Origin of the sequence: Pseudomonas sp. B7(2017) (genome assembly GCF_002112745.1) — a bacterium.
GTDB classification, from domain to species: Bacteria; Pseudomonadota; Gammaproteobacteria; order Pseudomonadales; family Pseudomonadaceae; genus Aquipseudomonas; species Aquipseudomonas ekonensis.
On record NZ_NEIP01000005.1, the window covers coordinates 36,366 to 56,217 of the forward strand.

General features: G+C 65.1%; 12 protein-coding genes and 1 other RNA gene. 4 read left to right on the top strand and 9 right to left on the bottom strand.

The genetic code is table 11. The annotated features are described in order from the left end of the window. Positions 1-175: 175 nt before the first annotated feature. From CAG29_RS11440 to CAG29_RS11475, 8 genes are all read right to left on the bottom strand, one after another. Positions 176-2,128, bottom strand: coding sequence for a hypothetical protein (locus CAG29_RS11440; protein WP_085694464.1), 1,953 nt, complete (start codon positions 2,126-2,128; stop codon positions 176-178). Between the two features lie 35 nt (positions 2,129-2,163). Beyond that, positions 2,164-2,571 (bottom strand): hypothetical protein, encoded by a 408-nt coding sequence (locus CAG29_RS11445; RefSeq protein WP_085577575.1) that lies wholly within the window; start codon positions 2,569-2,571, stop codon positions 2,164-2,166. A gap of 231 nt (positions 2,572-2,802) precedes the next feature. After that, positions 2,803-2,899, bottom strand: an RNA gene (ffs, locus tag CAG29_RS11450) — signal recognition particle sRNA small type. A gap of 111 nt (positions 2,900-3,010) precedes the next feature. Beyond that, on the bottom strand, positions 3,011-4,177 hold the full coding sequence (locus CAG29_RS11455) for a putative zinc-binding metallopeptidase (RefSeq protein WP_085577576.1): 1,167 nt from the start codon (positions 4,175-4,177) through the stop codon (positions 3,011-3,013). 71 nt (positions 4,178-4,248) lie between these two features. Then, positions 4,249-6,606 carry an NAD-dependent DNA ligase LigA gene (gene ligA / locus CAG29_RS11460; protein ID WP_085656298.1) on the bottom strand — a complete coding sequence of 786 codons (2,358 nt, stop codon included), beginning with the start codon at positions 6,604-6,606 and terminating at the stop codon, positions 4,249-4,251. An 88-nt stretch (positions 6,607-6,694) separates the two neighbouring features. After that, a complete protein-coding gene (gene zipA, locus CAG29_RS11465; protein ID WP_085577578.1) occupies positions 6,695-7,552 on the bottom strand; it encodes a cell division protein ZipA in 858 nt (285 codons plus the stop codon). Between the two features lie 259 nt (positions 7,553-7,811). Next, positions 7,812-11,300 (bottom strand): chromosome segregation protein SMC, encoded by a 3,489-nt coding sequence (gene smc / locus CAG29_RS11470; RefSeq protein WP_085694466.1) that lies wholly within the window; start codon positions 11,298-11,300, stop codon positions 7,812-7,814. Between the two features lie 2 nt (positions 11,301-11,302). Further along, positions 11,303-11,962 carry a GntR family transcriptional regulator gene (locus tag CAG29_RS11475; protein WP_085577580.1) on the bottom strand — a complete coding sequence of 220 codons (660 nt, stop codon included), beginning with the start codon at positions 11,960-11,962 and terminating at the stop codon, positions 11,303-11,305. Between the two features lie 267 nt (positions 11,963-12,229). On the opposite strand from CAG29_RS11475, the gene xdhA reads away from it, so the two are divergent. From xdhA to guaD, 4 genes are all read left to right on the top strand, one after another. Continuing rightward, positions 12,230-13,684 (top strand): xanthine dehydrogenase small subunit, encoded by a 1,455-nt coding sequence (gene xdhA / locus CAG29_RS11480; RefSeq protein ID WP_085656300.1) that lies wholly within the window; start codon positions 12,230-12,232, stop codon positions 13,682-13,684. Continuing rightward, entirely contained in the window at positions 13,677-16,076 is a 2,400-nt protein-coding gene (gene xdhB, locus CAG29_RS11485; RefSeq protein WP_085577582.1) for a xanthine dehydrogenase molybdopterin binding subunit, read from the top strand. Before xdhA ends, xdhB begins: the two co-directional genes overlap by 8 nt. 442 nt (positions 16,077-16,518) lie before the next feature. Then, positions 16,519-17,376: a xanthine dehydrogenase accessory protein XdhC gene (gene xdhC, locus CAG29_RS11490; protein ID WP_085694468.1), complete on the top strand. Its 858-nt coding sequence runs from the start codon at positions 16,519-16,521 to the stop codon at positions 17,374-17,376. A gap of 8 nt (positions 17,377-17,384) precedes the next feature. Further along, complete coding sequence (gene guaD / locus CAG29_RS11495) at positions 17,385-18,689, top strand: guanine deaminase (protein ID WP_085577584.1); 1,305 nt, start codon at positions 17,385-17,387, stop codon at positions 18,687-18,689. A 243-nt stretch (positions 18,690-18,932) separates the two neighbouring features. On the opposite strand, the gene CAG29_RS11500 is transcribed toward guaD, so the two are convergent. Then, entirely contained in the window at positions 18,933-19,697 is a 765-nt protein-coding gene (locus CAG29_RS11500) for a GntR family transcriptional regulator (protein ID WP_085577585.1), read from the bottom strand. Positions 19,698-19,852 lie beyond the last annotated feature (155 nt).

Sequence of the window (19,852 nt, forward strand, 5' to 3'; positions counted from 1 at the left end):
GCTGGCTCCCACAGGTATCCCGGGTGTTTGCAGGATCTAGGTACGCCACAAAAACCTGTGGGAGCTGGCTTGCCAGCGATTGGGCCATCACGGCCGACATCGCCGGCGCCTGACCCACCGCCATCGCCATCGCCATCGCCAACAGGCTCCCACAGGGGCCTTGTGGCGGTCCCGGTCAGTAACCCTGCCGCTCCCGGAACGGCCGGTCCTTGTGGTACTCGACCCATTCGACGGCATCGAACGGCAGGTAAAGCTGCTGCCTGGCGCGGGACACGGCGATGTACACGGCGCAGATCCGGTGGTCGAATTCGTCGGCGTCCCTGAATGGCTCGGTGGTGAGCAGCTCGGGCGTCAGCAGAACCCGGTCGAACTCCATGCCACCCGCCTCCTCCGCCCGCATCAGCAGGCAGCGCTTGCCCGGGATGCCGGCCATCAGGTGAATGCGGTTCAGGTCGGCTACCGTCAGGCCCTTTTCCAGTCTGGCCTCGACCCACAGGAACGACCCGTCGAACCGGTTGGCCTCACGCACCTGCCGCCAGTCGGGCAGATCGCTGAACGCCGGATGCAGCGCGCCTTCGCGCAATCCGCCGCCGTAGCGCTCCGACCTGAACAGCTCGATGGCCGACGTCATGAAGCCCGCCTGCGCCGCCGCGTCCGCAAAGCTGAACGGGCAGTTGGCGTCGAGCAGCTCCAGGGCCCACTTCATGGTGTCCCAGCGGGAGGCCGTCAACACTACGCAGCCTTCAGGCGGCACAAAGCCTTGCGGGTAATGCTCGATGCCGACATCGGCGTCGCGGGCGCCTTCAAAGGGCACCTTGCTCTTTTGCGAGTGCAGCAAGATCAACGGGTTGACCAGGCGCTCGACGCTGCGGCCAGAACGCACGGAGCAGTTGATGTCACTGCGGCGCACTTCACGCTTTCTTTTGACGATGTCGCGGCTGGCGTGCTGGTACTCATCCCCCAAAGTGATCAGCACCTGCCGGCCCCGCTCCAGCATCTGCAGCAGGGAGGCTGGAACGTCCTGGCTTTCGTCGATCAGCACATGCGTGTAACGGTCGGGCACCCGGCAGCCTGCGAGGCTCGCCCGCTTGATCAGCAGCAGCGCCTCGAAGCCGGTCTGGCCGGCCCACGCCGGATCGGCCTGCAGATAGCCCCACAGCCGACTCGAATACTCGAGCAGCACGTTGGCCTCCAGACCGGTCAACGGCGTCCTGAACACGGGGAAATGCCTGCTCGACAGGCTGCGATCCCGTGAGCCGCAGTAGGTTTCAACCACCTTGAGGCAAAGATCCAGAGTCGCCTGAACGTCACGGGCCTGAAAACCGAGGATGTTCAACGCTTCGCACAGCGCTTGCCGGCCCGACCCTGCCGAGCGCTTACCCGCCGATCGGGAAACCGGCTCGTGCAACAGGTTGCGCGCAAACCCCTCGAAGGTGGCGCACGCGCTGCCCATCCGCCCCTGGCCAGCCCGCTCGCGCAGGGTCGCCAGCTTTTCGGCGGTGCGCGCCAGCACCAGCGTGGCGCCCGGCCGCAGGCACTCCATCAGGGCGCCCAGCACGTGGCTTTTGCCGATGCCGGCGTAGCCCTGCACGTGCAGGTCTTCGTCCAGGTTGGCGCGGAAGGTTCGAATCAGCTTGTCTTGCGCAGGGCTCAGCCAGCGCTCGCGGTGCCGGGGCGTCACCATCTGCTGGCTGAACGGATTGTTGGCGGTGAAATGGCGGATCTTGAATCCGGTATCCCATTGGCCGTCGGGCAGCAGGTAACGCTTCGCCGCCACCTCGTCGGCCGGCAGGAGGCGCAGTCCCAAGCCTTTGATGACGTTCAGGCCGAAGTACAGCTTGCGCGGGTCGAACAGCCGTTGCGCCTCCGCCAGCAAGCCCGCCCCGCCACCGGGCCGCGCCTCGACGGACCAGGCGATCAGCCTGGTCAGCACCGCTTCCGCCGCACTGGCGGTCAGCGCCTGCTGCGCCGCTTGCGCCAGGTTCTGGATGACCAGCACCGCCGCCAGCTCCGGATCCGTCAGGGTGCCGAGCAGGGTGGCGCCGTCCGCCTGCAGCAGCCCTGTGCAGGTGTCATCGGTGACCGGCAAGTACACGGGGCTGGACAGATCAACGTGTTCCGGGTGCATACGCCCTCGTCGCCGGCAGAAAACGGGTCACAGGGTCATTCATCGGCGACCCCGTCGTTTAGGTGAAGCTCGAAACGATAGTCGCCGAGGGTGCCCGACATGTTGCCGGGGCAGCCTCCCGGTGCCTCGTTGGCCTGGATGCGCTTCTGCAGCTCGTGGACGGCCAGGTCGAGCAGGCGGCTCAAGTCCTCGCCGCTGTGCGCAGCCACATGCAGTTGCAGGCTGAACGCACCGGCAGCCGGCTGCGGCGCCTCGTCGGCTGCGACGCCGGCGTCCGCTTCATGGCCGGCCGCGCCGCTGAGGATCGCGGCATGCTCTTCATCCATCAGGTCCAGCACCTGCGCCAGCTCCAGCGTCTCCTCGGGGTGCGACTGCATCCGCTCCTTGATCTCCAGGCGCCTGAACTGCCAGTCGCGGATCCTTTCTCGGATCAAGTCATCCATTTCGTCCGCTCCACTTTCTCGATGACAGGTGCTGGAGTATGCCACCCCCGTCCTCGACGCAGGCACGGGAACCTGATTGGAAATATTAACGCCACGATGGCGCCACCGCGGGCAGGCCCGCCTGCGCAAAGGATCGAGGCCAAACAGGCAAATCGCAGACACAAAAAAACCGCAGTGGGCGAAACCCATGCAGTTCGGTGTTGACGCGTTCGGTGTTCGTTAAGGTGGCAACCCTACCAGCCACACCCCGGCACACAATGTTCCCGCTGTGGCTGCTGCCTTCCGGCTCTGACCAGGTTCACGGGTAATCGTTGCGGGGGGACCGATAGGGTCACCATAACGACGCTCACCTGTCGGCGAGCCGCGCCATTGTACCTATCTGAGGCGAAGTTACAACCGCTGGTTGCAGAATAAAAACATGAAGAGGTTCAAGCACTTGCTATTGCGCCTGAAGCACTTCGTCCGCCCTGCCGCCCGCCTGCTGGGTCACCAGGTGGATGAAATGCAGCTTGGCGATGACCGCCGCCGGCAGCGCGAAGGGATAGAAATCCGGTTGGCCCATGCTGCGCGACAGTTCGTTGAGCATCCCCGCCAGCTCGATCCAGGCGTTGACGAACGAAAGGAACGCCGGCCCCTCGGGATGCTCCGGGTCATACAGCACGCTGGCCGGGAACGGCGGATAGTCCAGCTCCACCTCCCGCGCACTCATGCCGAAGCCCAGCGCGGTGTCGACGGCGTCCATCATGTGCAGGTAGTGCGCCCAGGTTTCCGCCCAGTCTTCCCAAGGGTGCATGGTGGCGTAGGCGCTGACGTGGCTCTGCTGCCAGTCCGCCGGGGCGCCTTCCCGATAGTGCCGCTCCAATGCTTCGGCGTAGCTGGCCCGCTCGTCGCCGAACAGGTTGCGGAACGCCCCCAGCCAGGGCCCGTCGGCGATCAGCCGATCCCAGTAATAGTGCCCGACCTCATGACGGAAGTGCCCGAGCAGCGTGCGGTAGGGTTCGTGCATCGCCGCCCGCACCTGCTCGCGGTGGGCGTCGTCGGCTTCTTTGATGTCGAGGGTGATCAGGCCGTTGGCATGGCCGGTGACGGGCGCGTTGCCCTCGCGGTCGATGCCGATGAAGTCGAAGGCCAGGCCGGTGTCCTCATCCACGGTCTTGGGGATCACCGGCAGGCCGAGGCTGATCAGTTGCGCCACCAGCCGTCGTTTGGCGATCTCCACCTTGCGCCAGCGCTCGGGGTTCTGCGCATCGGACAAGTCCGGAACGGTGCGGTTGAGCCGGCAGGCAGCGCAAAGGACATCATCGCCGATGGCCGGCAGCAGCCAGTTGCAGGCGGCGGGCGTGTCGAGGTTGGCGCAGCGGCGGAACAGGCCGGCGTCCGGGGCCGCATCCAGCGTCCAGGTGCCCTGCTCCGGCCCCGGCTGCAGCGAGGTCAGCAGCGCCCGGCCCGGCTGGTAGCCGAGCACCGCATTGCAGGCCAGACATTGGCTGTTGCGGAAGAACAGCGACTGGCCGCAACGGCACGGCCAGACTTTGCTGCTGCGCGAAGGTTCGCCCGCGAACGGCGCGATGAGGCGGGAACCGAGCTGCTCGAAAAAGCGATACATGGCGATCTCTCCCTGGGGTTAGCCAAGACTAGATCATTGCGGCGCCTTGACCGTTCCCGCAGGGCATTCGATCAAACAGCGATACCGTGCCCCTTCAGGAACGCCACGAACGCCTCTTCGTCCAGCACCTTGAGCCCCAGCTCATTGGCCTTGGCCAGCTTCGAGCCTGCGCCGGGGCCGGCGACCACGCAGTGGGTCTTGGCCGACACGGAACCGGCCACCTTGGCGCCGAGGCTTTCGAGCTTTTCCTTGGCGATGTCGCGGCTCATCAGCTCCAGCGTGCCGGTCAGCACCCAGGTCTGACCGGCCAGCGGCAGGCCTTCGACGACTTTCTTTTCGCTCTGCCAGTGCATGCCGAAATCGCGCAATTGCCGCTCGGCGGACTCGGCCAACCGGCGGTGCTCCGGCAACGCGAAGAACTCGCGAACCGAATTGGCCTGCTTTTCCGGCAATGCCTGACGCATGTCCAGCCAGTCGGCGTTCATCACCCCTTCGAGCGAACCGAACTTGTCCGCCAGCTTCTGCGCTCCGCCCGGGCCGACCGACGGAATGTGCAGTTTGTCGAGCAAACCGCCCAGCGTGGTGCTGGCGGCGAATTCCGCCCCCAGCTCGCCTTGATCCTGAATCTGCAGGCCATGGCCCAGCAGTTCGCCGATCACCTGACGGTTGTGGTCGTCTTCGAAGAAGCTGTGGATTTCGTGCGCCACCTCCAGGCCGATGTCCGGCAGGTAGGTCAGCACCTGCGGCAAGGCCTGCTGCACGCGCTCAAGGGAACCCAGCGAACGCGCCAGCACCTTGGCCGTCTCCTCGCCGACGTCAGGGATGCCGAGCGCATAGATGAAGCGCGCCAGCCCCGGCTTCTTGCTGTCGTCGATGGCGGCCAGCAGCTTGTTGCTCGACACCTCGGCGAAGCCTTCCAGATCGACGATGTCGTCGAACTTGAGCGCGTAAAGATCGGCCGGCGAATTCACCAGCCCTTCATCCACCAACTGCTCGACGCTCTTGTCGCCCAGCCCTTCGATGTCCATGGCCCGACGGGACACGAAGTGGATGATCGCCTGCTTGAGCTGCGCCCCGCAGGCCAGACGGCCGACGCAGCGGTACACCGCGCCCTCGCTGACGGTTTCGCGGCCCTTGCTGCGCTTGACCAGTTGCGTGCGCTCGACATGGGAGCCGCAGACCGGACAGTTCTCGGGGATCTGCACCGGACGCGCATCGTGGGGCCGGCGCTCGGCGACGACCTGCACCACCTGCGGGATCACGTCGCCGGCGCGGCGGATGATCACGGTGTCGCCGATCATCAGGCCCAGGCGCGCCACTTCGTCCATGTTGTGCAGCGTGGCGTTGGCCACGGTGACGCCGGCGACCTTGACCGGTTTGAGGCGCGCCACCGGCGTGACGGCGCCGGTGCGGCCGACCTGGAATTCCACGTCGAGCAGTTCGGTGAGCTCTTCCATGGCCGGAAACTTGTGTGCGATGGCCCAGCGCGGCTCCCGTGCGCGGAAACCCAGCTCGCGCTGGTCGGCGATGCTGTTGACCTTGAACACCACGCCGTCGATCTCGTAGGCCAGCCCGTTGCGCCGCTCGCCGATGTCGCGGTAGTAGTCCAGGCACTGGTCGATGCCCTTGGCCAGTTTCAGCTCGTGGCTGATCGGCATGCCCCAGGCCTGGAGCTGCTTGAGATTGCCGATGTGGGTGTCGGCGATGTCGTGGGACACCTGGCCGATGCCGTAGCAGCAGAATTCCAGCGGGCGGTTGGCGGTGATCTTCGAGTCGAGCTGACGCAGGCTGCCGGCGGCGGCGTTGCGCGGGTTGGCGAAGGTCTTGCCGCCGCTCTCCAGCTGAGACTCGTTGAGGCGCTCGAAACCGGCCTTGGACATGAACACTTCGCCGCGCACTTCCAGGGTCGCCGGCCAGCCGCTGCCGTGCAGCTTCAGCGGGATGTTGCGCACGGTGCGCACGTTGACGCTGATGTCTTCGCCGGTGGTGCCGTCGCCACGGGTGGCGCCGCGCACCAGCAGGCCGTCCTGGTACAGCAGGCTGACGGCCAGGCCGTCGAGCTTCGGCTCGCAGCTGTACTCCACCGCCGCACCGCCGCCGAACAGGTCGCCGGCCGGCAGGTCCAGGCCTTCGGTCACCCGTCGGTCGAACTCGCGCATGTCGGTCTCTTCGAAGGCGTTGCCGAGGCTGAGCATCGGCACTTCATGGCGCACCTGGGTGAATGCCGTCAGCGCCACGCTGCCGACGCGCTGGGTCGGCGAGTCGCGGGTGACCAGTTCCGGGTGGGCCGCTTCCAGGGCCTTGAGCTCGTGGAACAGCCGGTCGTACTCGGCGTCCGGAATGCTCGGCTCGTCGAGGACGTGGTAACGGTAGTTGTGCTGATCGAGCTCGGCGCGCAGCTCTAGAATGCGGGTTTCGACGGCAGTCATGGGTGTTCTCTCATAAAGCAAAAGAGCAGCCGAAGCTGCTCAATCTGTTTTGCCGATTGCCCGGTGCATCGCAGGGCAACCTTTTGGATCAACGTTTCTGGGTCAGGGCGCGACGTTCGAACTCGACGATGCGCTGACGGTAGTGCTCGATGGTCTGCGCGGTCAGGACGCTGCGCTGGTCGTCTTTGAGCTCGCCGTTCAGTTCCTGGGACAGCTTGCGGGCGGCGGCCACCATCACGTCGAAGGCCTGTTTCGGATGACGCGGGCCCGGCAGGCCGAGGAAGAAGCTCACGGCCGGGGTGCTGAAATGGTCGATGTCGTCCAGATCGAAGATGCCCGGCTTGACCGCGTTGGCCATGGAGAACAGCACTTCGCCGTTGCCGGCCATGCTTTCGTGGCGGTGGAAGATGTCCATCTCGCCGAAGCGCAGGCCGCTTTCCAGGATGTTCTGCAACAGCGCAGGGCCCTTGAAGCCGGCCGGGTCGCGGCAGATCACGCTGATCACCAGCACTTCCTCGGCCTGCGGCTGATCCTTGTCGCCCACCGCCGGCGACGGCTTGGTGTCGGCGATGAAGTCGTCGTCACGGCTGCTGAAGCTCGGGCCGGCGTCCACGTCCAGGTCGAGGTCGCCCTGGGCCGGGCTGTTGCTGCCGCGCTTGCTGCGCTTGGAGCCGGACTCACGCGGCTCGCGCGGCTCACGGGCGGGCATGCTCACCGACGGCAAATCATGCTCGTCCAGCTGCGGTTCCTTGTGGGTTTCCAGCACGCGGGCCGGGCCCAGCAACTCGGCATTGCTGTCCTCGTCCGGCAGGTTGGACAGATTGCGGTCAAGACGGAATTTCAGTTTTCCCTTGCCGCCGCGCATGCGGCGCCAGCCATCGAAAAGAATACCGGCTATCACAATGATGCCGATGACGATCAGCCACTCGCGCAGACCGATTTCCATGTAATCCCGTGCCTCTATGAAAAATGCTGAAAAATAAGGGGTTTACATTGTGCAAACCGCTTTAAAACGTGGCGCCAACTCTATGTTCTGACAGGCGTTTTGCCCACGTATACGAAAAATTGACATTAAACTAGCACGACCAAAGGCAACTTTACACCGTCTGTCACATTGGCTTGCGCGTTTATGTCGATTGGCCAGCAAGTCGGAACCGGTTATGAAGTCCTACAGACCGAAAACACCTTTCCGACAACCCACCGGCTCAGGCATCCACCATCGCCATCGCCTCCTCGACATCCACCGCCACCAACCGCGAGCAACCGGGCTCGTGCATCGTCACCCCCATCAGCTGATCGGCCATTTCCATGGCGATCTTGTTGTGGGTGATATAGATGAACTGCACCGTCTGCGACATCTCTTTGACCAATCGTGCGTAGCGTCCAACGTTAGCGTCATCCAGTGGCGCGTCAACTTCATCGAGCATGCAGAACGGCGCCGGATTCAACTTGAAGATCGCAAAGACCAGTGCCAACGCGGTCAGGGCCTTTTCGCCGCCGGAGAGCAAATGGATGGTGCTGTTCTTCTTTCCTGGCGGCCGCGCCATGATCGTCACCCCTGTATCGAGTAGATCTTCGCCCGTCAGTTCCAAATACGCGCTGCCGCCACCGAAAACTTTCGGGAAAAGGGCCTGCAAACCGCCGTTGATCTGATCAAAGGTATCCTTGAAGCGGTTGCGGGTCTCCTTGTCGATCTTGCGGATGACGTTTTCCAGGGTCTCCAGCGCTTCCACCAGATCGGCGTCCTGGGCATCCAGATAACGTTTACGCTCGGATTGTTGCTGATATTCGTCGATCGCCGCGAGGTTGATCGCACCCAGGCGCTGAATGCGCGCGGCGATGCGTTCCAGTTCCTCTTCGGCGTCCTTCTCGTTGGCTTCGGCGCTCAGGGTATTGAGCACGCCGTGCAGGTCGTAGCCGTCGGCCAGCAGTTGGTCCTGCAGGGCCGTGCGGCGCACGGTCAGGGCTTGCCATTCCATGCGCTGCTGTTCGAGCTGGCCGCGGATCAGGTGCGATTGCTGCTCGGCCTGGGTGCGGCGCTTTTCCGCGTCGCGCAGTTCGCGGTCGGCGTCTTCCAGGGCGATCTGGGCGGTCTTGAGCTCTTCGTCGACGCTCATGCGCTTTTCGAGCAACTCTTCCAGCTTGAGGCGCAGCTCCTCCAGCGGCGCCTCGCCCTCCTCCAGGTTCAGGTTCAGCTGCTCACGCTTTTCCGTGAGGCGCTCGGCCTGCATCTCCAGGCGCTCCAGCGCCTGCCGGGTGGAATCATGCTGGGCGCGCAACGACCCCAGGCGCACCGCCAGTTGATGGGCGTGATCCTTGTGCTGGCGGGCCTCCTGGCGCACCCGGTCGAGCCGCTCGCGCAGGCTGTCGCGCTGGGCCAGCAGCAGTTCGCGCTGCTCGGTGTCCAGGGCCATGGCATCGAGGGCGTCCTGCAGCTGCATCCGCGATTCGCCGATGTGTTCGTGCTCCAGCGCCCGCTGCTCGTCGAGCTCGATCAGCTCTTCGTCCAGGCGGGTGCGGCGCAGGGTCAATTGTTCGATCTTGGCCTTGCCGGCGGATAGCTGAGCCTTGAGCTCGCCTTGCTGACGGGCCTCGTCCTGCAGCAGCCGGCGCAGATGCTCGCGGCCGTTCTCCTGCTGGCGCTGTTGCGCACGCAGGTTCTGCAGGCGGGTTTCCATGGCCTCGACCGTGGCTTCGCGCTCTTCGCGTTCGAGCTGCAGGTTGTCGATTTCCTGCCCCCGCGCCAACACGCCACTTTCGGCCTCGCTGGCACGGCGCACCCGCAGGAAATGCCGACCGACCCAGTAGCCGTCGCGGCTGATCGCGCTTTGCCCGGCGCCCAACTGAGCGCGCAGGGCCAGGGCCTGCTCCAGGCTGTCCACCGGCTTGACCTGGCCCAGCCACGGCGACAGATCGGCCTGCGCCTCGACCTTGTCCAGCAGGCTGCCCGGCATCCGCGCGCCGTCGCCGGCCAGGGTGAGCAGCCGCAGGTCGCCCTGCTCGAACCCGGACAGGTCCAAACCGGCGAAATCATCCACCAGCACCGCTTGCAGGTCGGCGCCAAGCACGGTTTCCACCGCCAGCTCCCAACCGGCTTCCACCTTCAGCCCTTCGACCAGACGCGGACGCTCGGCCAGGTGGTGCTCGCGCAGCCACTCGGCGGTGCCGGTGCCCGGATCGAGCGCCGCCTGCTGCAAGGCCTCCAGCGACGCCAGACGGCCGTTGAGCCGTTGCAGGTCGCCCTGGGCCTGCTGCTGGGCGGTCAACGCCTGTTGCAGGTCCTGGCGCAGCTGTTCGAGCTTCTCGACCTGCGCCTCTTCGCTGGTCTGCAGATCCTCGAGGGTCGCTTCGGATTCGGCGAGCTGCTCGCTCAATTCCATGATCGCCGCGTCTTCCGGATCGGCCGACAGCAGCGCCCGCTCCTCGCCAAGACGCTTCTGACGGTCGGCCAGGCGCTCCAGGCTGGTTTCGAGCTGCTGGATCCGCGCCTGCTGCACCTCGGCCTGACGCCGGGGCTCGGCGGACGCCAGGTTGAAGGTGTCCCACTGCTCCTGCCAGCCGTGCATGGTCAGCTCGGCTTCTTCCAGGGCCGCGGCGGATTCCTCGGCGGCGGCGCTGGTGACTTCCTGCTCGGGGGTGAGCATGTCCAGCTCTTCGGCCAGGGTCAGCAGCAGCGTGCGGTCGTGGCCCAGGTGCGATTCGGTTTCAAGCCTTGCGCGCTCGGCCTCTTTCAGGTCGTCCTGCAACTGGCGCAGGCGCTGCTGGCCGTGCTGGATGCTCTGCTCGACCCGGGCGATGTCGCCGCCGACCGAATAGAAGCGCCCCTGCACCAGATTGAAGCGCTCGGACAAGTCATGGTGACCGTCGCGCAGGCGTTCGATGGCCGCATCGGCGTTGCGCTGCTCGGCGACCAGCGCCTCGAAGCTGACTTCCTGGCTGCCGATCACCGATTCGCGCTGGCCGACCTGATCGTTCAGGTCCTGCCAGCGCAGGGCCGACAGTTGCGCCTTGAGCTGACGCTCTTCGGCCTTGTATTCCTGATACTTCTCGGCGGACTGGGCCTGGCGGTGCAGGCGTTCGAGCTGGCGCTCGAGCTCTTCGCGCAGGTCGGTCAGGCGGGCGAGGTTCTCGTGGGTGCGGCGGATGCGGTTTTCCGTCTCGCGCCGGCGCTCCTTGTACTTGGAGATCCCCGCCGCCTCTTCGATGAAGTTGCGCAGGTCTTCCGGCTTGGCCTCGATCAGCTTGGAGATCATCCCCTGCTCGATGATCGAGTAGCTGCGCGGGCCGAGGCCGGTGCCGAGGAAAATGTCGGTGATGTCCTTGCGGCGGCACTTGGCGCCGTTGAGGTAATAGCTGTTCTGGCTGTCGCGGGTGACTTTGCGGCGGATCGAGATCTCGGCGTAGGCCGCGTACTCGCCGACCAGCGTGCCGTCGGCGTTATCGAACACCAGTTCGATGCTGGCCTGGCTCACCGGCTTGCGGCTGGTCGAACCGTTGAAGATGACGTCGGTCATCGACTCGCCGCGCAGGTTCTTGGCCGAGCTCTCGCCCATGACCCAGCGCACGGCGTCGATGATGTTCGACTTGCCGCAGCCGTTCGGCCCGACCACCGCCGCCATGTTGCTGGGGAAGTTGACCGTGGTCGGGTCGACGAAGGACTTGAACCCCGCCAGTTTGATGCACTTGAGCCGCAAGGTCAGGCCGCCGTCAGGGCAGACACCACCAGATCGCAGCTGCGCTGGGCGTACGCCGTCAGCACGATGCGGATCTGCGGCAGGTCACGGGCGAGCACCGCGGCCAGCAGGCGTTCGAACAGTTCGAGGAACTCGCTCATCTCGGCCTTGCGCTGCTCCAGCGCCAGGAAGTAGGCGCGGCTCATGGCCGGCTGCAGGTTCTCGACGGTTTCCTGCAGGTACGGGTTGTCGGCGAACGGGTAGGCGGCGCGCATCACGCTGAAGCTGTCGTCGACGAAGGAGCGGATGTCCTGGCGCGCGTAGCTGGCGGCCAGGCGCTGCTGGATCTGCACGAACGGCGCCATGTCGGCCTGCACCTGCCAGCCGTTGGCCACCGAGTTGCCGAGCAGGATGTACAGCTCGCTCATCAGCGTGCACAGGCTGCGCACCTTGTGCGCGGTCAGCTCGGTCACGTGGGCGCCGCGGCGCGGCAGGATCGCGATCAGGTGGCGGCGTTCGAGGATCAGCAAGGCTTCGCGGACCGAACCGCGGCTGACGTTGAGCGCCTGCGTGACCTTCTGTTCCTGGATGCGCTCTCCCGGCTTCATTTCGCCGCGGATGATCCGTTCGGCGAGGTGGTGAGCGATTTGCTCGGCGAGGCTGTCCGGCGCCTTGAACGTCATGGTTGTCCTTCAAACTCTTCGATCTGCACAAGCGGCGCAGTGTAGCGCAATTGAGGGGGTGTGGCGGAGTGCCCACTCGGCGGTTTTTGGCACGAATCCCGCAAAAAAGCGGGTATCCCGGCAAGGGTCAATACTGAAGAGACACGTTGCCGATCGACAAAAGCAGTTTTCCTGACCTTTAAGTCAGAAAACCATTGACCGAAAAGTCAGACCTGCTAAATTCGGTTCCCATCGGTCAACAACAATAATGAGTCTGCGAGGCCATCCGTGATCCAGTTTTTACTCAACCAGGAACTCCGAAGCGAGCACGCCCTGGACCCGAACCTGACGGTGCTCAACTACCTGCGCGAACACGTGGGCAAGACCGGCACCAAAGAAGGCTGCGCCAGCGGCGACTGCGGCGCGTGCACCGTGGTGGTCGGCGAACTGCAGACGGATGACGATGGCCGCGAACGCATCCGCTACCGCAGCCTCAACTCGTGCCTGACGTTCGTTTCGTCCCTGCACGGCAAGCAGTTGATCAGCGTCGAAGACCTCAAGCACAAAGGCGAACTGCACAGCGTGCAGAAGGCCATGGTCGAGTGCCACGGTTCGCAGTGCGGCTTCTGCACCCCCGGTTTCGTGATGTCGCTGTTCGCCCTGCAAAAGAACAGCGACGCGCCGGACACCCACAAGGCCCACGAAGCGCTGGCCGGCAACCTCTGCCGCTGCACCGGCTACCGGCCGATCCTGGCCGCCGCCGAGCAGTCGTGCTGCGGCAAGCAGGCGGACCAGTTCGACGCCCGCGAAGCCGAGACCATCGCCCGCCTCAAGGCCATCGCCCCCACCGACATCGGCGAACTCAACAGCGGCGACAAGCGTTGCCTGGTGCCGCTGACCGTCGCCGACCTGGCCGACCTCTACGACGCTTATCCACAGGCCCGCCTGCTGGCCGGCGGCACTGACCTGGCGCTGGAGGTCACCCAGTTCCACCGGCCGCTGCCGGTGATGATCTACGTGGGCAATGTCGCCGAAATGAAGCGCATCGAGCGCTTCGACGACCGCCTGGAGATCGGCGCGGCCGCCGCCCTCTCCGACTGCTACGACGCCCTGAACGCCGAATACCCGGACTTCGGCGAACTGCTGCACCGCTTCGCCTCCCTGCAGATCCGCAACCAGGGCACCCTGGGTGGCAACATCGGCAACGCCTCGCCGATCGGCGACTCCCCGCCCCTGCTGATCGCCCTCGGCGCGCAGATCGTGCTGTGCAAGGGCGACACCCGGCGCACCCTGGCCCTGGAGGATTACTTCATCGATTACCGGGTGACCGCCCGCCAGGAAAGCGAATTCATCGAGAAGATCATCGTGCCCCGCGCCAGCGCCGAGCAGCTTTTCCGTGCGTACAAGGTGTCCAAGCGCCTGGACGATGACATCTCCGCCGTCTGCGCCGCGTTCAACCTGCGCATCGACAACGGCGTGATCGCCGACGCCCGCGTCGCCTTCGGCGGCATGGCCGCGATCCCCAAACGCGCCGCCCACTGCGAAGCCGTCCTTTTGGGCCAGCCGTTCGGCAACGCCGTGGTCGAACGCGCCTGCGCCGCCCTGGCCGATGACTTCACGCCGCTCTCGGACTTCCGCGCCAGCAAGGAATACCGCCTGCTCAGCGCGCAGAACCTGCTGCGCAAGTACTTCATCGAACTGCAAACACCGCACATCGAGACCCGGGTGACCGCTTATGTCTAACCATCACGCCGCAGAGAAGTCCCAGGCCGAGCTGGCGCAACTGTTCGCCCAGGACCTGACCACCGGTGTCGGCCGCAGCGTCAAGCACGACAGCGCCGCCAAGCATGTGTCCGGTGAAGCGCAGTACATCGACGACCGCCTGGAATTCCCCAACCAGCTGCACGTCTACGCGCGGCTGTCGGACCGCGCCCACGCGAAGATCCTGCGCATCGACACCAGCCCCTGCTACGCCTTCGAAGGCGTGCGCATCGCCATCACCCACGAGGACGTGCCGGGCCTGAAGGACATCGGCCCGCTGCTGCCGGGCGACCCGCTGCTGGCCATCGATGACGTGCAGTTCGTCGGTCAGCCGGTGCTGGCCGTGGCCGCCAGGGACCTTGAGACCGCTCGCAAGGCCGCCATGGCCGCGATCGTCGAATACGAAGACCTGGAGCCGGTGCTGGACGTGGTCGAAGCCCTGCGCAAACGCCATTTCGTCCTGGACAGCCACACCCACCAACGCGGCGACTCGGCCAACGCGCTGGCCACCGCCGAACACCGCATCCAGGGCACCTTGCACATCGGCGGCCAGGAGCATTTCTACCTGGAGACGCAGATTTCCTCGGTGATGCCCACCGAAGACGGCGGCATGATCGTCTACTGCTCCACGCAGAACCCCACCGAAGTGCAGAAGCTGGTGGCCGAAGTGCTGGACGTGTCGATGAACAAGGTGGTGGTTGACATGCGCCGCATGGGCGGCGGCTTCGGCGGCAAGGAAACCCAGGCCGCCAGCCCCGCGTGCCTGTGCGCGGTGGTCGCGCACCTCACCGGCCAGCCGACCAAGATGCGCCTGCCGCGGGTCGAGGACATGCTGATGACCGGCAAGCGCCACCCCTTCTACGTCGAGTACGACGTCGGCTTCGACAGCACCGGGCGCCTGCACGGCATCGCCATGGAACTGGCCGGCAACTGCGGCTGCTCACCGGACCTGTCGGCGTCCATCGTCGACCGGGCGATGTTCCACTCCGACAACTCGTACTACCTGGGCGACGCGACCATCAACGGTCACCGCTGCAAGACCAACACCGCCTCGAACACCGCCTACCGCGGCTTCGGCGGCCCGCAGGGGATGGTCGCCATCGAAGAGGTGATGGACGCCATCGCCCGCCACCTGAACCTCGATCCGCTGGCGGTGCGCAAAGCCAACTACTACGGCAAGACCGAGCGCAACGTCACCCACTACTACCAGACGGTCGAGCACAACATGCTCGAGGAAATGACCGCCGAGCTGGAAGAGAGCAGCCAGTACGCCGAGCGCCGCGAAGCGATCCGCCGCTACAACGCCAACAGCCCGATCCTGAAGAAAGGCCTGGCGCTGACCCCGGTGAAGTTCGGCATTTCCTTCACCGCCAGCTTCCTCAACCAGGCCGGGGCCTTGGTGCACGTCTACACCGACGGCAGCATCCACCTGAACCACGGCGGCACGGAAATGGGCCAGGGCCTGAACACCAAGGTCGCCCAGGTGGTGGCCGAAGTGTTCCAGGTCGAGATCGACCGGGTGCAGATCACCGCGACCAACACCGACAAAGTGCCGAACACCTCGCCGACCGCCGCCTCCAGCGGCGCCGACCTCAACGGCAAGGCTGCGCAGAACGCCGCCGAGACCATCAAGAAACGCCTGATCGAATTCGCCGCCCGCCAGTACAAGGTCAGCGAAGAGGACGTGGTGTTCCACAACGGCCATGTGCGCATCCGCGATCACATCCTGACCTTCGAGGCGCTGATCCAGCAGGCGTATTTCAATCAGGTGTCGCTGTCGAGCACCGGGTTCTACAAGACCCCGAAGATCTACTACGACCGCAGCCAGGCCCGCGGCCGGCCGTTCTACTACTTCGCCTTCGGCGCGGCGTGCTGCGAGGTGATCGTCGACACCCTGACCGGCGAGTACAAGATGCTGCGCACCGACATCCTCCACGACGTCGGCGCCTCGCTGAACCCGGCCATCGACATCGGCCAGGTCGAGGGCGGCTTCGTCCAGGGCATGGGTTGGCTGACCACCGAAGAGCTGGTGTGGAACAACAAGGGCAAGCTGATGACCAACGGCCCGGCCAGCTACAAGATCCCGGCCGTGGCGGACATGCCAGTGGACCTGCGGGTGAAGCTGGTGGAGAACCGCAAGAACCCGGAAGACACCGTGTTCCATTCCAAGGCCGTGGGCGAGCCGCCGTTCATGCTCGGCATCGCGGCCTGGTGCGCGATCAAGGATGCCGTGGCGAGCCTCGGCGACTACAGGCACCAGCCCAAGATCGACGCCCCGGCGACGCCGGAGCGGGTGCTGTGGGGCTGCGAGCAGATGCGCCGGCTGAAGGTCGCGAAAGCGGTCGAGGCCGAAACCGAGCTGGCTCCGCTCTGAGACCGAGGCGCGCCGATCGCTGGCAAGCCAGCTCCCACAGGATCCGGGTGGAATCCGGTTTCTGTGGACACCACAAAACACTGTGGGAGCCAGCTCCGACAGGTCCGGATAGATTCCGGACTCTGTGAGCACCACCAAACACTGTGGAGCCAGCTCCGACAGGTCCGAATAGATTTCGGATTCTGTGAGCACCACCAAACACTGTGGAGCCAGCTCCGACAGGTCCGGATAGATTCCGGACTCTGTGAGCACCACCAAACACTGTGGAGCCAGCTCCGACAGGTCCGGATAGATTCCGGATTCTGTGAGCACCACCAAACACTGTGGAGCCAGCTCCGACAGGTCCGAATAGATTTCGGATTCTGTGAGCACCACCAAACACTGTGGGAGCTGGCTTGCCAGCGATAAGGCCCGAACAGACAACGACGATGTCGAGGTGAACATGTACAACTGGATCGACGCCCTCGCCGACCTGCAGAACCAGGGCGAGCCCTGCGTGCTGGTGACCATCATCGAAGAGCTCGGCTCGACGCCGCGCAACGCCGGCTCGAAAATGGTCGTCAGCGCCCGTCAGGCGTTCGACACCATCGGCGGCGGGCACCTGGAATACAAGGCCATGCAGATCGCCCGCGACATGCTCGCCAGCGGCCGGCAGGACACCCACCTGGAGCGCTTCTGCCTCGGCGCCAGCCTCGGCCAGTGCTGCGGCGGCGCCACCGTGCTGCTGTTCGAGCCGATGGGCCAGGTGCAGGCGCAGGTCGCCGTGTTCGGCGCCGGCCATGTCGGCCGGGCGCTGGTGCCGCTGCTCGCCGGCCTGCCGTGCCGGGTGCGCTGGATCGATTCGCGGGAAGAGGAATTCCCCGGACAGATCCCCCACGGCGTGCGCAAGATCGTCGCCGAAGAGCCTGTGGATGAAATCGACGACCTGCCCGCCGGCAGCTACTGCATCGTCATGACCCACAACCATCAGCTGGACCTGGAGCTCACCGCCGCGATCCTCAAGCGCAACGACTTCGCCTACTTCGGCCTGATCGGCTCCAAGACCAAGCGCGCCAAGTTCGAACACCGCCTGCGTGACCGCGGCTTCGACGCCGGCGTCGTGCAACGCATGCGCTGCCCGATGGGCATCGGCGAAGTCAAAGGCAAGCTGCCTGCGGAAATCGCCATCTCCATCGCCGGCGAGATCATCGCCACCTACAACGCCAACTTCGGCCAGCACACCGCCGGCGCCGAACCGATCGCCAAGCTGCTGCCGGTTTCCCGCCGCAGCCAGGCCGCCCACCTTAAAGCCTCAAATTGAGAACCGTCATGCCTTTGACCCGCAAAGCCTACCGCGCCGCCATCCTGCACAGCATCGCCGACCCCGCCGAGGTCGGCATCGAAGCCTCCTACGAATACTTCGAGGACGGCCTGCTGGTGGTCGACGACGGCAAGATCAGCGCCCTGGGCCACGCCAGCGAACTGCTGCCGACCCTGGCGGCGGACATCGAGATCACCCACTACCAGGACGCGCTGATCACCCCGGGCTTCATCGACACCCACATCCACCTGCCGCAGACCGGCATGGTCGGCGCCTACGGCGAGCAACTGCTGGACTGGCTGAACACCTACACCTTCCCATGCGAAAGCCAGTTCGGCGACAAGGCCCACGCCGACGAGGTGGCCGACATCTTCATCAAGGAACTGCTGCGTAACGGCACCACCACCGCGCTGGTGTTCGGCAGCGTGCACCCGCAGTCGGTGAACTCATTCTTCGAGGCCGCCGAGAAGCTGGACCTGCGCATGATCGCCGGCAAGGTGATGATGGATCGCAACGCGCCGGACTACCTGACCGACACCGCCGAATCCAGCTACCTGGACAGCAAGGCGCTGATCGAGCGCTGGCACGGCAAGGGCCGCCTGCACTACGCGGTCACCCCGCGCTTCGCCCCCACCAGCACCCCGGAACAGCTCACCCTCGCCGGCCAGTTGCTCACCGAATACCCGGATCTGTACATGCAGACCCACATCAGCGAAAACCTCAAGGAAATCGAGTGGGTCAAGGCACTGTTCCCGGAGCGCAAGGGCTACCTGGACGTCTACGACCACTACCGGCTGCTCGGCGAGCGCTCGGTGTTCGCCCACGGCGTGCACCTGTGCGACGAGGAATGCGCGCGGCTGGCGGAGACCGGCTCGGCGATTTCGTTCTGCCCGACCTCGAACTTCTTCCTCGGCAGCGGCCTGTTCAACCTGCCGATGGCCGAGAAGCACAAGCTCAACGTCGGCCTGGGCACGGACGTGGGCGGCGGCACCAGTTTCTCGCTGCTGCAGACCCTGAACGAAGCCTACAAGGTGATGCAGCTGCAAGGCGCCCGCCTGAGCCCGTTCAAGTCGCTGTACCTGGCCACCCTCGGCGGTGCCCGGGCGCTGCGCCTGGAAGACAAGATCGGCAACCTGCAGCCGGGCACCGACGCCGATTTCCTGGTGCTGGACTACAACGCCACGCCGCTGCTGGGCTATCGCCTGAAGCAGGCGAACAACATCGCCGAGACGCTGTTCGTGCTGATGACGCTGGGGGATGACCGCACTGTGGCGCAGACCTACGCCGCCGGTGCGCTGGTGCATCAGCGCTGAGTCGTTGAGGCATAAAAAATCCCCCGGGCCTTTTCGGTCCGGGGGATTTTTGTTGCCGGTCAGGGCCTCATCGCTGGCAAGCCAGCTCCCACAGGATTGTGCATGCAGCCATCGCCAACAGGCTGGAACCCACAGGAGTTGGGGTGTTTGCAGAATCTGTCGCCACTGCATGACACCGTGGGAGCCAGCCTGCTGGCGATGGCGTCAGTCAGGGCACCGCAGGGGGCTGAGGATGCCTGCGGCTCAGAGCTTGGCCGCAGGACGCCCCGGCTTCTTGGTCTGCAACAGGTGCGAGAACACCGCGTGCAGGTCGTCCGACGCGCTTTCCTCATCGAGGTTGAGCTTGCTGTCGATGTGATCCATGTGGTGCATCATCAGGTTCACCGCCAGCTCGCCGTCGCGCTTTTCGATGGCGTCGATCAGTTGGGTGTGTTCGTCGTAGGAACAGTGGGAACGGTTGCCGCTTTCGTACTGGGCGATGATCAGCGAAGTCTGCGAGACCAGGCTGCGCTGGAAGCTGATCAACGGCGCGTTCTTCGCCGCTTCGGCCAGTTTCAGGTGGAACTCGCCCGACAGCCGGATGCCGGCGCCGCGGTCGCCGCGGGAGAAGCTGTCGCGTTCGTCGTTGACCATCTGGCGCAGTTCGGCGATCTGCTCGGCGGTCGCGTGCTGCACGGCGAGCTCGGTGATCGCCCGCTCCACCAGGCGACGGGCCAGGAACACTTGCCGCGCCTCTTCGACGCTCGGGCTGGCCACCACCGCGCCACGGTTCGGCCGCAACAGCACCACGCCTTCATGGGCCAGGCGCGACAGCGCGCGGCGGATGATGGTGCGGCTGACCCCGAAGATTTCCCCCAGCGCTTCTTCGCTCAATTTGGTGCCGGGCGCCAGGCGCTGTTCGAGGATGGCCTCGAAGATATGCGCATAGACGATGTCGTCCTGGGTTCCGCTGCGGCCGGCTTTGCCTGCTCGCGGTTGTTTCTTGAGGGGTTGCAACTGATCGTTCATGGGCACTCGGGTCGGGAGAACGGCGGCGGATTAGCGGAAACTGTAATACGGCGCAGTGGGTCGCTGGCAAGTATCGCGTAAAAAACAGCGCGATTGTACACAATGGAAGGTGGCAACACGACTGTACGGCTGTTTGCGGCTTCGGCTGTATCGCA